General features: G+C 37.6%; 13 protein-coding genes and 1 other annotated feature. Of the genes, 9 read left to right on the top strand and 4 right to left on the bottom strand.

Features of this window, described 5'->3' with window-relative positions; translation table 11 throughout:
* Nucleotides 1-320 precede the first annotated feature (320 nt).
* Both BAQ49_RS24825 and BAQ49_RS24820 read right to left on the bottom strand, forming a co-directional pair.
* A complete protein-coding gene (locus tag BAQ49_RS24825) occupies nt 321-962 on the bottom strand; it encodes an RsfA family transcriptional regulator (protein WP_071747435.1) in 642 nt (213 codons plus the stop codon).
* 37 nt (nt 963-999) lie between these two features.
* The gene (locus BAQ49_RS24820) at nt 1,000-2,286 is read right to left on the bottom strand and encodes a replication-associated recombination protein A (protein WP_071747434.1); all 1,287 of its coding nucleotides are present in this window, start codon (nt 2,284-2,286) and stop codon (nt 1,000-1,002) included.
* A 292-nt stretch (nt 2,287-2,578) separates the two neighbouring features.
* Between BAQ49_RS24820 and cymR the strand changes: the two genes are divergently transcribed.
* The 7 genes from cymR (at nt 2,579) to BAQ49_RS24785 (ending at nt 8,984) form a co-directional block, all read left to right on the top strand.
* Nucleotides 2,579-2,995 carry a cysteine metabolism transcriptional regulator CymR gene (cymR, locus tag BAQ49_RS24815; RefSeq protein WP_000704116.1) on the top strand — a complete coding sequence of 139 codons (417 nt, stop codon included), beginning with the start codon at nt 2,579-2,581 and terminating at the stop codon, nt 2,993-2,995.
* A gap of 35 nt (nt 2,996-3,030) precedes the next feature.
* A complete protein-coding gene (locus tag BAQ49_RS24810; RefSeq protein WP_071747433.1) occupies nt 3,031-4,176 on the top strand; it encodes a cysteine desulfurase family protein in 1,146 nt (381 codons plus the stop codon).
* A gap of 16 nt (nt 4,177-4,192) precedes the next feature.
* Nucleotides 4,193-5,308 (top strand): tRNA 2-thiouridine(34) synthase MnmA, encoded by a 1,116-nt coding sequence (mnmA, locus tag BAQ49_RS24805; RefSeq protein WP_071747432.1) that lies wholly within the window; start codon nt 4,193-4,195, stop codon nt 5,306-5,308.
* A 109-nt stretch (nt 5,309-5,417) separates the two neighbouring features.
* Nucleotides 5,418-6,077 carry a tetratricopeptide repeat protein gene (locus tag BAQ49_RS24800; protein ID WP_071747431.1) on the top strand — a complete coding sequence of 220 codons (660 nt, stop codon included), beginning with the start codon at nt 5,418-5,420 and terminating at the stop codon, nt 6,075-6,077.
* Between the two features lie 107 nt (nt 6,078-6,184).
* Entirely contained in the window at nt 6,185-8,521 is a 2,337-nt protein-coding gene (gene recD2, locus BAQ49_RS24795) for an SF1B family DNA helicase RecD2 (protein WP_071747430.1), read from the top strand.
* Between the two features lie 127 nt (nt 8,522-8,648).
* Nucleotides 8,649-8,837: a YrzR-like zinc ribbon domain gene (locus tag BAQ49_RS24790; protein ID WP_000469281.1), complete on the top strand. Its 189-nt coding sequence runs from the start codon at nt 8,649-8,651 to the stop codon at nt 8,835-8,837.
* Nucleotides 8,838-8,855: 18 nt separating this feature from the next.
* A complete protein-coding gene (locus BAQ49_RS24785; RefSeq protein ID WP_001053553.1) occupies nt 8,856-8,984 on the top strand; it encodes a YrzQ family protein in 129 nt (42 codons plus the stop codon).
* Between the two features lie 35 nt (nt 8,985-9,019).
* Here BAQ49_RS24785 and BAQ49_RS24780 read toward each other — a convergent pair whose 3' ends face one another.
* The gene (locus tag BAQ49_RS24780) at nt 9,020-9,232 is read right to left on the bottom strand and encodes a hypothetical protein (RefSeq protein WP_071747429.1); all 213 of its coding nucleotides are present in this window, start codon (nt 9,230-9,232) and stop codon (nt 9,020-9,022) included.
* A gap of 176 nt (nt 9,233-9,408) precedes the next feature.
* Between BAQ49_RS24780 and BAQ49_RS24775 the strand changes: the two genes are divergently transcribed.
* A complete protein-coding gene (locus tag BAQ49_RS24775; protein WP_071747428.1) occupies nt 9,409-10,476 on the top strand; it encodes an AI-2E family transporter in 1,068 nt (355 codons plus the stop codon).
* A gap of 42 nt (nt 10,477-10,518) precedes the next feature.
* On the opposite strand, the gene BAQ49_RS24770 is transcribed toward BAQ49_RS24775, so the two are convergent.
* Nucleotides 10,519-10,863, bottom strand: coding sequence for a PH domain-containing protein (locus BAQ49_RS24770; RefSeq protein ID WP_071747427.1), 345 nt, complete (start codon nt 10,861-10,863; stop codon nt 10,519-10,521).
* A 238-nt stretch (nt 10,864-11,101) separates the two neighbouring features.
* Nucleotides 11,102-11,320 (top strand) — a binding site (T-box leader).
* Nucleotides 11,321-11,360: 40 nt separating this feature from the next.
* On the opposite strand from BAQ49_RS24770, the gene alaS reads away from it, so the two are divergent.
* Nucleotides 11,361-14,003 carry an alanine--tRNA ligase gene (gene alaS, locus BAQ49_RS24765; protein WP_071747426.1) on the top strand — a complete coding sequence of 881 codons (2,643 nt, stop codon included), beginning with the start codon at nt 11,361-11,363 and terminating at the stop codon, nt 14,001-14,003.
* Nucleotides 14,004-14,023 lie beyond the last annotated feature (20 nt).

The raw sequence follows: 14,023 nt of genomic DNA, 5'->3' as shown, positions 1-14,023 counted from the left end.
TTTAAACTATGAATTGTAAAAAGACCTAACGCTAGGACTAGAACACCGAGTGTTATTTTGAATACTATTAATGAAATAGCAACCATCTCCCTTCAAGTGTATATATAGACAATAACATTTAAGTGAAAAATATCCAATTTTTTACTTAAATGTTATTGTCAATCTTTGTCGTTAAATCGATATTCCTTGTCGAATCGTTGATATATTTTAAGTTGTGATAGATATATTCGAAAAACCGTTAATATAATTTCATTTACTGTTGAATTGTGAATCAAAAAAAACAGGGATGTCACTTAGTCAAAAAGTGACATCCCTGTTTTTTAATTCTCTGCGGAATATATAATATCTAAGTTTCCGTTTTGATCAGTCTTGAAGATTGGAGCAATCTGTTCCTCGTGCTCTTCAACTGAAACAAGTTTTCGAGCACGGTCCATAATTCTAACAAGCATTGCGTAATCTTCTTCGATTGCTTGTTGTTTTTTTGTGAGTACCGCTAATTTTGCTTCAAGTTCATTATTCGTTTTTTGTAGGGAAGTGAGCTGATCTTGTAATACACCATTTTCAGTTTGCAACTTTGCGATTGAAGGGTTACTATGTTCCATGTTTTGCAAAAATGAGATGACATTTTGCATTGTAAGTTCCTGTTTACTTGGCGTAATATCTTCTGAAAACTCAGCGTCGATTACGAGCTGCCGAGTTTGTGTAAACTGCTCTTTTTCTATTTTAGCTTCAGAACGTTTTAATTCTTTACGTTGTTTTTTTGCAATCTGCACCGCATCTTCGTAATTCGGTCTGACTTCAGCGTTCCATCTAAATCCACAAGCTGCAGAAGTACGGTTTAATGTATCGCCAACTTCATCGAACGCTTTTATTTGTGTACTTCCGCTGCGAATATGTCGTAAAACAGTTTCTGCTAAAAGGAGATCGTCTTCTCTTGTCCATGCATCTTGACGTGTTTTCATAAGCGAAGCCTCCGTAATGGTGACGTTTTCGTTTATGTTACCCTTTATTTTTCGTTTTATTCGAACTTTGTAATCTTTCATAAACAGTAGAAAGTGCTTGTTCAAATTTCCCTGTCGTTTTCGGTTTATAATATTGCTTGTTTTTTATTTTATCAGGCAAGTATTGTTGTTGTACCCAGCCATTTGGATGGTCGTGTGGATATAAGTATCCAATGCCTCTTCCGAGTGATTCGGCACCTTTATAGTGACTATCTTTTAAATGACTTGGAATATCACCTGTTTGACCGTTACGTAAATCGTGTAATGCGGCATCAAGTGCTTTATAAGCTGAATTTGATTTTGGTGATAGGCAAAGCTCGATAACCGCATTTGCAAGTGGTATACGTGCCTCTGGGAATCCAACTCGTTCAGCCGATTCAATTGCGGCTAGTGTACGCGGTCCAGCTTGTGGGCTAGCAAGTCCAATATCTTCATAAGCCATAATAAGAAGGCGTCTACCAATACTTTGTAAATCACCTGCTTCAATAAGGCGTGCTAAATAATGGAGCGCTGCATTTACATCACTTCCGCGCACTGATTTTTGAAATGCTGATAATACGTCATAATGAGCATCTCCGCCTTTGTCGTGAACGAAGCTTTTTTTTTGTAGGCATTCTTCTGCAATCTCGAGTGTGATTTCAGCCGCTCGATCGTCTGTAGTGAAGCTAGATAATACAGCAAGTTCAAGTGCGTTATAAGCGGAACGCATATCACCACCAGAGGCGTTTGCAAAGTGGTGCATTGCTTCATCTGTTACCGTTACAGTATATTCCCCAAGTCCTTTTTCTTTATCTTCTAAAGCTCTTTTTAACCCAATTAAAATATCATCTTCTGTTAGTGCGTGTAATTCGAAAATTTGACACCTGCTTCGAATAGCGGAGTTTATCGCATGAAACGGATTGCTTGTCGTTGCACCAATTAAAGTAAGAAGTCCACTTTCTAAATGAGGTAATAAAAAGTCTTGCTTTGCTTTATCTAGACGGTGAACTTCATCTAAAATTAAAACGAGGTGTCGATGCATCTTCGCTTCTTGTACGACAACTTCCATATCTTTTTTATTGTGAGTAACAGCGTTTAATAGGCGAAACGGGGTTCCGGTACTTCCTGCAATTGCACTAGCAATCGATGTTTTTCCTGTGCCTGGAGGACCGTATAAAATCATAGATTGAAAATGATTCGCTTGGACCATTCGCCATAAAATCTTTCCTTCACCAACTAAATGTTGTTGTCCGATAATTTCTTGAATATTTGTAGGGCGCATTCGATGTGCGAGTGGTTGTTTCATTTTGACCTTCTCCCTTAATGTATAATCTCACTCTATCGTATCATTTTTTTTTAATGAAATTTGAAATAAGATGTTGCTTTGTGGGAAAAATGAATATGAATATTTTCATTTTTCTTTCAATTATAATAATTCCCGAGTTTTTCAATGTGATTTTATGTTATCATTTTGATACACAAGTTGAAATTTCTTATAATACTATATTATGCTATAATTTCATAGGATTTTAAATTGTGTTCTTTTATAAATAAGATATAACCAATAGAAGTGAAAATTTGAAATGAGGTGCAAATAGATGAAGATTTCAACGAAAGGCCGCTACGGCTTAACAATTATGATCGACCTTGCAAAAAAGTTTGGTGAAGGTCCAATTTCATTAAAATCAATCGCGCAGGCACATGACTTATCTGAACATTACTTAGAGCAATTAATTTCACCACTTCGTAACGCTCGTCTTGTAAAGAGTACGCGCGGTGCATATGGTGGATATGTATTATCTGATCAGCCAGCCAATATTACCGCTGGAGATGTAATCCGTGTATTAGAGGGGCCAATTAGTGTTGTAGAAATGATCGAAGAAGAAGAACCAGCACAACGCCAATTATGGATGCGTGTTCGTGACGCGGTGCAAGAAGTATTAGATAGTACAACTTTAGAAGATTTAGTACGTTATGAGGAAGAAAATCACGGGGGCTATATGTTTTACATTTAATTCCTTGTGAAACGATTTGGAAAGAAGGAGATTTAATGGAACGCATTTACTTAGATCATGCTGCGACATCTCCGACTCACCCAGAAGTGGTCGAAAAGATGATTCCATATATGACAGAAACATTCGGAAACCCGTCTAGCATTCACTTTTATGGTCGTCAAACGCGCCATGCGGTAGATGAGGCGAGACGCGCGTGTGCACGTAGCATTCACGCAAATCCGAATGAAATTATATTTACGAGCGGTGGTACAGAAGCTGATAATTTAGCGCTTATAGGTGTAGCACGCGCGAATCGTCATAAAGGAAACCACATTATAACGACGCAAATGGAACACCATGCGATTTTGCATACGTGTGAATTGTTAGAGCGTGAAGGGTTTGTAGTAACATATGTACCTGTTGATGAAACAGGGCGTGTTCAAGTTTCTGATATACAAAAGGCGTTAACGGAAGAGACAATTCTCGTATCTGTTATGTTTGGGAATAATGAAGTAGGGACAATGCAACCAATCGCGGAAATAGGAAAGCTGCTGAAGGAGCATCAAGCTTATTTCCATACAGATGCGGTACAAGCTTACGGTTTAGTAGAAATTGATGTGAAAGAGTTTGGTATTGATTTATTATCCATTTCAGCTCACAAAATTAATGGGCCAAAAGGTGTAGGGTTCCTATACGCAGGTGCAAATGTGAAATTTGAACCGTTATTAATAGGTGGAGAGCAAGAAAGAAAACGCCGTGCTGGTACGGAAAATGTACCTAGTATTGCTGGGCTTCAGCATGCAATTCTTATAGCTGAAAAAACTCGTGAGCAAAAAAATGCCCAATATGAAGAGTTTAAAGATATAATGGTATCTGTCTTCAAAAATGAAGACATTACTTTCGAGGTAAACGGAAACTTGGAATATCGCTTACCACACGTGTTGAATATAAGTTTTACAGGAATGAACATTGAACCGTTCCTTGTGAACTTAGACTTAGCTGGCATTGCAGTATCAAGTGGTTCTGCTTGTACAGCGGGTTCGATTGATCCATCACATGTATTAGTGGCGATGTTCGGAAAAGATTCCGATCAAATACGTTCATCCGTACGCTTTAGTTTCGGACTTGGAAATACGAAAGAGCAAATTGAAAAAGCGGCGTACGAAACAGTGAAAATCGTGAAGCGATTAACACAAAATTAGCATGGGAGGTGACATGATGAACAAACTACCTCACGAAACACGCGTTGTCATCGGGATGTCCGGTGGCGTCGATTCATCTGTAGCAGCTCTTTTATTAAAAGAGCAAGGTTACGATGTAATCGGAATTTTTATGAAAAACTGGGATGATACAGATGAGAATGGTGTCTGCACAGCAACTGAAGATTACAATGATGTAATTGAAGTGTGTAACCAAATCGGTATTCCGTATTATGCAGTAAACTTTGAAAAACAATACTGGGATAAAGTATTTACGTACTTTTTAGATGAGTACCGAGCTGGTCGTACACCAAATCCAGATGTAATGTGTAACAAAGAAATTAAATTCAAAGCCTTTTTAGAGCATGCAATTGCGCTTGGTGCTGATTATGTAGCGACAGGCCATTATGCACGTGTTGCTTATATGGACGGCGAATATAAAATGCTTCGCGGCGTTGATGACAATAAAGACCAAACGTACTTCTTAAATCAATTAAGCCAAGAGCAATTATCAAAAACAATGTTCCCATTAGGTGAATTAAAGAAACCGCAAATTCGTGAAATGGCGACAGCAGCTGGTTTAGCGACAGCCGCGAAGAAAGATAGTACGGGTATTTGCTTCATCGGTGAGCGTAACTTTAAAGATTTCTTAAGTAACTATTTACCAGCACAACCAGGTGTAATGCAAACATTATCTGGTGAAGTGAAAGGAAAACATGACGGTTTAATGTACTATACAATTGGACAACGTCATGGCCTTGGTATTGGTGGTAACGGTGATCCTTGGTTCGCTGTTGGGAAAAACTTAAAAGACAACATTTTATATGTTGATCAAGGATTCCATAACGAACTTTTATATGGTGATGAAGTTATTGCTACGAATGTAGGATGGGTAAGTAACAAGGCAAAAGAAACAGAATTTACATGCACAGCGAAATTCCGTTATCGTCAAGCAGACAATAAAGTAACGGTTCAGATCGTTGATGAAAATACAGTGCGTATTCTTTGTGATGAGCCAATTCGTGCGATTACACCAGGACAAGCAGTTGTTTTCTATGATGGAGATGAGTGCTTAGGCGGTGCTACAATCGATGAAGTATACCGTAGTGGTAAGAAATTAGATTATTTAGGATAAACGAGAAGCCTCTGCCGATTAGCGGTTAGAGGTTTCTTTTACATAAAGCGAATTTTCGTTCGCTTGGAAAATACATTCTTTGTTATAATTTGTTGTAGAGGTGAAGGACATGTCAAACAAACTTGAAACAGGTATTCAATATATGCAAGAAGGAAACTGGGAAGAAGCAGCTAAAAATTTTACGGAAGCAATCGAAGAAAATCCGAAAGATTCGCTAGGATACATTAACTTTGCGAATTTATTAGATGTATTAGGTGATAGTGAGCGAGCAATTTTATTTTACAAACGTGCATTAGAATTAGATGATAAATCTGCGGCTGCCTATTATGGCTTAGGAAATGTATATTACGGCCAAGAGCAATTTGCAGAGGCAAAGGCTGTATTTGAACAAGCAATGCAAGCTGGATTACAATCAGCTGATGTAACGTTTATGTTAGGTATCACACACGTGCAACTTGGAAATGATCGTCTTGCACTGCCATTTTTACAAAGAGCAACTGAATTAGATGAAAGTGATGTAGAAGCTGTTTTCCAATGCGGACTTTGCTTCGCACGACTAGAACATATTCAAGAGGCAAAACCTTATTTTGAAAAGGTATTAGAAATGGATGAAGAGCATGCAGATGCGTATTATAATTTAGGTGTTGCGTACGTATTTGAAGAAAATAATGAGAAAGCTCTTGCTTTATTTAAGAAAGCAACTGAAATTCAGCCAGATCACTTTTTAGCTGGTAATGGCGTTCGTTTATTAGAGCAAGAAGCTGAATAAAGTGAAATTATAGTTTAATGCGCAGTTACCCCTCATCTAAAGAGTATGAAAGAGGTGGGGGATGTACTGCTCATTAAAGTGAAAAGAACTCGGAAAGGAGAGGAAAGATGGGAAATCAACATGCAATGGATTTGTTTGAGGAAGAGAAAAAATTTATAAAAGCGCAAGTTCTTCATACCATTTTCCACAACGAAGAAAACCTCTATTCCGTTGTTAGTATGAAAATCATTGAAACAAATGAAACATACGACGAAAAAAAAGTGATGATAAATGGTCATTTTCCCCGTATGCATGAAGATGAAGTGTTTACATTAACAGGTCATTTTAAAGATCATCCAAAGTATGGGAAACAATATTTAGTTGAAACGTTTAAGAAAGAATTGCCGCAAACAAAAGCAGGTATGGTGCAATATTTAGCGAGTGATTTATTTAAAGGAATCGGAAAGCGTACAGCCGAAAAAATTGTGGACCATCTCGGGGAACATGCTATTTCTAAAATTATGGATGACCCTGAGGCGTTAAATGGTGTTGTTAATAAACAAAAAGCGCAAGAAATATATGAGACGATTGTTGAGCATCAAGGATTAGAGAAAGTAATGAGCTTTTTAAATGGTTACGGTTTTGGAACGAAACTTTCCATTAAGATTTACCAGCAATATAAAGAAATGACATTAGAAGTGATTCGTAAAAATCCATATCAACTTATTGAAGAAGTGGACGGGATTGGTTTTGGACGAGCAGATGATATAGGACGTGCGCTAGGGATATCGGGTAATCACGATGACCGTGTACGTGCGGGATGTTTTTACACATTAGAGAATGTTTCACTGCAACTCGGTCATGTTTATATGGGAAAAGATCAACTTGTAAGAGAAACGATGTCACTTTTAAATAATCAAGAAGGAAGAGTGACGGAAGAAGACATTATAGGTTGCGTTGAAATGATGCAAAGTGAAGGGAAAGTCATCATAGAAGAAGAACGAGTGTATTTAGCATCGTTGTTCTACTCTGAAAAAGGTGTTGTAAAGTCTATTCGTAGGCTTATGAATCAAGAAGAAACACCTTCATTCCCTGAAGCTGAAGTGTTAAAGACGTTAGGTGAAATTGAAGAGCAGCTGAATGTCCAATATGCACCATTTCAGCAAGAAGCAATTCAAACGGCACTTCATAAACCGATGATGTTATTAACAGGTGGACCAGGAACAGGGAAAACAACTGTTATTAAAGGAATTGTAGAAATGTATGCATCGCTGCATGGACTATCGTTAAATCCGAATGAATATAGTGATGATAATCCATTTCCGATATTATTAACGGCTCCAACAGGAAGAGCTGCGAAGCGAATGAGTGAATCAACAGGACTTCCGGCTTGCACAATTCATCGTTTGCTTGGCTGGACGCCAGAAGGTTCTTTCCAGCGCAATGAAACCGATCCGGTTCAAGGGAAGTTACTCATTATTGATGAGTTTTCGATGGTTGATATTTGGCTTGCAAATCAACTATTTAAGTCACTGCCAACGAACATCCAAGTAATCGTTGTAGGTGATGAAGACCAATTACCATCAGTAGGACCTGGACAAGTGTTGAAAGATTTATTAAATGCAGGTGCCATCCCAACGGTAAAACTCACAGAAATTTATCGTCAGGCAGAAGGTTCGTCTGTTATTCAGCTTGCCCATGCGATAAAAGACGGGACGCTTCCGCCAGATTTAGCGCAAAATAAAAAAGATCGTTCATTTATTAGCTGTGCAGGGGCTCAAATTGTTGAGGTTGTGAAAAAGGTTTGTGAAAATGCTAAGACAAAAGGCTTTAGTGCCAGAGATGTACAAGTATTGGCACCTATGTACCGCGGACCAGCAGGTATTAATGTACTGAATGAAGCGTTGCAACAAGTATTTAATCCGAAAAGGGAAAAGAGTAAAGAAATTGCTTACGGTGATGTTGTATACCGAAGAGGCGATAAAGTACTGCAACTTGTCAATCAGCCAGAAAGCCAAGTGTTTAATGGTGATATTGGAGAAATTGTTTCGGTGTTTTATGCGAAAGAAAATGTCGAGCAACAGGACATGATTATCGTTTCATTTGATGGAATTGAAGTAACGTATACAAAGCCGGATTTAAATCAAATTACTCATGCATATTGCTGCTCGATTCATAAATCACAAGGTAGTGAATTTCCAATAGTTATTATGCCGATTGTAAAGAGCTATTACCGTATGTTACGTCGTAATTTAATTTACACGGGCATTACAAGGAGTAAGAAATTCCTTATTATTTGTGGGGAGGAAGCGGCTTTTCAATCCGGTGTAAATCGCCTTGATGATGCAATGCGTCAAACGACTTTAGCTGGTCGCTTGCAAGAATCACAAGGAGAGGTGCAGATGGTAACGGTTAATGGCGAGGAAATGGACGTGGAAAACATTTCACCGTATGATTTCATGTAACAAGGTGAAATTATATAGTGAAACTTTCAAACGTATAACGTTGAAAGGCTCCAGCAATGTATAAATGAATGCGGTTTGGACATAATGGCGAATAGAATCTGGGAGACTGTAAGGAGATGAAAGCCATATGTTTATTTGTCCAAATTGCAAAGGGAAAGACATCGGAAAAATAGGTGTCAACCAATTTTATTGCTGGAATTGTTATATCGAATTATCGGTTTCAAAGGGGAAAATCCATACGCATCAAGTAGAGGAAGATGGTTCATTAAGCTCTCTTGATGATTTATTTGATGAGAACGAAAGAACGATCGGATAACGAAAAGGGGGATTTACTTTGAATCTACGCAATTCATTAATCGCATTAGGTGTTGGAGCTGCAGCATATCAATATGCTCGCAAGCAAGATGTATTTTCAAAACGCAATATGAAAAAAGCACGTAAGATGATTAAATCTTATTTATAAACGTAAAAAACTCCCTTCATGATAAGGGAGTTTTTTTATGCACTCGTATGCAAATATAAAAGTCCAATTTCAGAGAAGAGATAAGATAGGCCGTAGCACCCAACGCCAAGCATTCCATAATGCCATAATTGCTTCGCCCGTTCTTTTCGCGAGGAACGAATAAAGAAACCTTTCCAAATACCAAACCCAATACAAATCCATTCAAGAATCATAAAAAGTGCTGATAATACGAGCATCAACAAAATCATAATGAGACCTCCTGATTATATTGTTTCATGTTGCATTCTCAGGGGTGGTTGTCCTTATTATGTTAAATATATGTCCGTCTTTAAAAAACAGTATGGTCTGTATAAAAAGATTTTAAAACTTTTGCACATAACCTAACCTATTTATTTTCAAAATAAAGGTGGAGGAGGTTTTTCGTGTGAAGAATCTTAAAATCATTTGGATATATCGTTTAGGATTATTGTTACTCATTTTTCTTTGTTTGCTTGTCTTTTTAAAAATTAAGCCATTATGGGCACCGATTATTTTTGTATTTAAAGTGGCAATTACACCATTTCTTATCGCGTGTTTCATTGCGTACTTATTGCATCCTTTAATTGAAAAAATACATAAAGAAGGAATGCCTCGCACGCTTGCCATTTTGCTCATTTACGTACTTTTCTTCGGCGGAATTGGTTATGGGATTTATAAAGGAACGCCCGTTGTTATTAAGCAGTTGCAAGAAATTAATGAACAATTTCCACAGTTTACAAAAATGTATGATTCTTGGATGGATGGGGTCACAGAACAAACGGCGAATTTCCCGTCGTTTATTCATGAAAAGGTGAAACAAATTTTTGGTGGTGTAGAAACGAAGATTCAAGCACTTTTAAATAAAGTGATGAGTACAGCTCGTGGTGTACTCGATTCGTTACTCATTATTTTCTTAATCCCGTTCATTGTATTTTACATATTAAAAGATTACGGTGAGTTTTATCATATCTTTTGGAAACTAGTCCCGAGTAAATGGCGTAGTACGGGTCAAATGCTTGCGAAAGAAATTGATAAGTCACTCGGAAGTTATATTCGAGGACAGTTATTTGTTTGTTTAGTATTAGGGGGAGTATCTGTTCTTTCTTTTTGGTTTATCGGTATGAAATATCCATTATTACTCGGCATTATTATTGGGGTAACGGATATAATCCCGTACTTTGGTCCTATTTTAGGGGCGATTCCGACGTTGATGATTGCAGCAACGGTATCAACGAGTTTACTCATTAAGGCAGGGATTACAATTGCTATTTTGCAATTTTTGGAAAGTAACATTTTATCACCTTACATCGTCGGTAAGTCACTCCGTATGCACCCTGTTATTATTATGCTTGCATTACTAGTTGGAGGAGAGATAGCAGGGATTGTGGGGTTGCTAGTATCGGTTCCAATTTTAGCAGTTATTCGTACAGTAATTGTTCACGTGAGACCCCTTTGGAAAAGAGAAGATGTTTAAAATGAAGCCCTCTATTTAAAAAATAGAGGGCTAATTATATATTTATTTAGAAATCTGCTTGTGTATCTTTTGAATGAGGGAGCTCACATCATTTGTTTGAATATGTTTTATTCTTTTCCATTCCGTATCATACATAAATACAATTTGATTGCTGAAAAGACGCTTCTGTTCTTTTAGATTAGAAATGTTTGCGAAAGAGTACTCTTCAAATATTGGGTTCTGACTTACATCTGGTCCATAAAAGAATAGCCTTTTGTTCGTTAAAATCAATAGGCCTGGCCTTGCGACGGAACGATAAATAAATATGTCTAATGAACATGCTGCGTAAAAAAGGATTTTTTCGTCGGTAGCTAACATTGCTTTAGCTTGATTCAATAAAGTTGTCATTGTAATCGCTCCTTTATTGTTAATAATTTAATTATAACAAATAATGTAATATCTAGAAATTTGTATAGGGGTATTTTTTATGAAGAGATTCCTATTTAGTAGTAAATGCATAATATATCGAAAGGCTGTTAAAAATGAATAGTAGAATAATTATGGTTAATAAGCAATTGACACAATATAAATGATTATCTACATTGACAAACTTAAGAGAATTCTATTATATTTAGTCATATAATACATTAAATCAATGACGGAACAAGTACGTTACTGTCCATTTGTAGAGAGAAGCTTCCACTGGCTGAAAGAAGCTTTAAATGAAGGGTAACAGAAAGCTAATCCTGAGAGCAGCTAATCACTGCCGTCTTGCCACGTTACGGCACCATGAGGTGATGAATTGATTGTTATAATAGTCAATTCATAATTAGGGTGGTATCGCGAGTTAACTCTCGTCCCTTTTATAGGGACGGGAGTTTTTTATATTTAAGGAGGAAAATACAATGAAACAACTAACAGGCGCACAAATTCGTCAAATGTTTTTAGACTTTTTCCAAGAAAAAGGACATGCAGTAGAACCTAGTGCATCACTAGTTCCACATGAAGATCCATCTCTTCTATGGATTAACAGTGGTGTAGCAACATTAAAAAAATATTTTGATGGACGCGTAATCCCGCAAAATCCACGTATTACAAATGCTCAAAAATCAATTCGTACAAACGATATTGAAAACGTAGGGAAAACAGCTCGTCACCATACATTCTTTGAAATGTTGGGGAACTTCTCAATCGGTGATTACTTCAAAGAAGAAGCAATTACTTGGGCTTGGGAATTCTTAACGAGCGACAAATGGATCGGATTCGATAAAGAATTACTATCAGTTACAATCCATCCAGAAGATGAAGAAGCATTCACAATTTGGAATGAGAAAATGGGTGTTCCAAAAGAGCGCATCATCCGCTTAGAAGAAAACTTCTGGGATATCGGTGAAGGACCAAGTGGACCGAATACAGAGATTTTCTATGATCGCGGGGAAGCTTACGGTAATGACTTTAGTGACCCAGAATTATATCCAGGCGGAGAAAATGAGCGTTACTTAGAAGTATGGAACCTTGTATTCTCTCAATTTAACCATAATCCAGACGGTTCATATACGCCACTTCCTAAGAAAAACATCGATACAGGGATGGGTCTAGAGCGTATGACATCTATCGTTCAAGATGTGCCTACGAACTTTGATACAGACCTATTTATGCCAATGATTGGTGCAACAGAATCAATTTCTGGTGAGAAGTATCGTAATGGCGACTTAGAAAAAGATATGGCGTTTAAAGTAATTGCTGACCATATTCGTACAGTAACATTCGCTGTTGGTGACGGTGCTCTTCCATCTAACGAAGGCCGTGGTTATGTATTACGTCGTTTATTACGCCGCGCTGTTCGTTATTCTAAGAAATTAAACATCAACCGTCCATTCATGTTTGAATTAGTACCGGTTGTTGGAGAAGTAATGAAAGACTTCTATCCAGAAGTACTTGAAAAGCAAGATTTCATTGCAAAAGTTGTGAAAAATGAAGAAGAGCGTTTCCATGAAACACTTCATGATGGTGAATCAATTTTAGCTGAAGTCATTGCAAAAGCGAAAGAAGAAAAAACAACTGTTATTTCTGGCGTAGATGCGTTCCGTCTATACGACACATACGGTTTCCCAATTGAATTAACAGAAGAATATGCAGAAGAAGCTGGTATGACAGTTGATCATAAAGGTTTTGAAGCTGAAATGGAAAAACAACGTGAGCGTGCACGTGCTGCTCGTCAAGATGTTGATTCTATGCAAGTTCAAGGCGGTGTACTTGGTGAAGTTAAAGTAGCAAGCGAATTCGTTGGCTACGGTACAGTTGCAACAGAAAGTAACGTTGTAGCACTTGTGAAAAATGGTGAGTATACAGATAGCTTGCAAGCTGGTGAAGAAGGACAGTTAATGCTTGATGTAACGCCATTCTACGCTGAGAGCGGTGGACAAATTGCTGACCGTGGTTATCTTCTTGCTGACGGTGTGAAAGTTCTTGTAAAAGACGTACAAAAAGCACCAAACGGTCAAAACTTACACAAAGTAGTTGTAGAAGAAGGTACGTTAACGAAAGATGCGGCTGTGAAAGCTGTTATTGATACGAAGAATCGTAGTAGCGTTGTGAAAAACCATACAGCAACTCACTTACTGCACCAAGCATTAAAAGACGTACTTGGAATGCATGTTAACCAAGCTGGTTCTCTTGTAACTTCTGAACGTTTACGCTTTGACTTCTCTCACTTCGGCCAAGTACAAGCTGATGAATTAGAAAAAATTGAGCGTATCGTAAACGAAAAAATTTGGGAAAGTATTGATGTTGAGATTTCTCAAAAAGCAATTGAAGAAGCGAAAGAAATGGGTGCAATGGCATTATTCGGTGAAAAATACGGAGATGTGGTACGTGTTGTACAAGTTGGCGGTTATAGCTTAGAGCTTTGCGGTGGTTGTCACGTTGATAACACAGCTTCTATCGGTATTTTCAAAATCGTTGCTGAGTCTGGTATCGGTGCAGGAACTCGTCGTATTGAGGCGGTAACTGGTAAGTCTGCATACGAATTAATGAACGATCAAGTAGGTTTATTAAAAGAAGCGGCAGGAAAAATGAAAACAAATTCGAAAGATATTTTAACAAGAGTTGATGGTTTATTTGCTGAAGTAAAACAACTTCAAAAAGAAAACGAATCTCTTGCTGCGAAATTAAGCAATATCGAAGCTGGAAACTTAACTGATTCAGTAATGACAGTTGATGGCGTGAACGTATTAGCGGCGAAAGTAAATGTTGCAGATATGAACAACTTACGTACAATGATGGATGATCTAAAAAATAAATTAGAGTCTGCAGTTGTTGTATTAGCGTCTGTAAATGATGACAAAGTAAACATTTTAGCTGGCGTAACGAAAGATTTAATTAGCCAAGGCTACCATGCAGGTAAGCTTGTGAAAGAAGTGGCTTCTCGTTGTGGTGGTGGCGGTGGTGGCCGTCCTGATATGGCTCAAGCAGGCGGTAAAAACCCAGCTCAAGTTGAGGAAGCTTTAGCGTTTGTACAAGAGTACGTTAAATCTGTTTCAAAATAAAGAGATAGTAGTGTACAATG

This window comes from Bacillus proteolyticus (assembly GCF_001884065.1).
Taxonomy (GTDB): Bacteria; Bacillota; Bacilli; order Bacillales; family Bacillaceae_G; genus Bacillus_A; species Bacillus_A proteolyticus.
The sequence above is the reverse complement of the archived record's forward strand: the minus strand, read 5'-3'. Positions and strand labels throughout refer to the sequence as shown.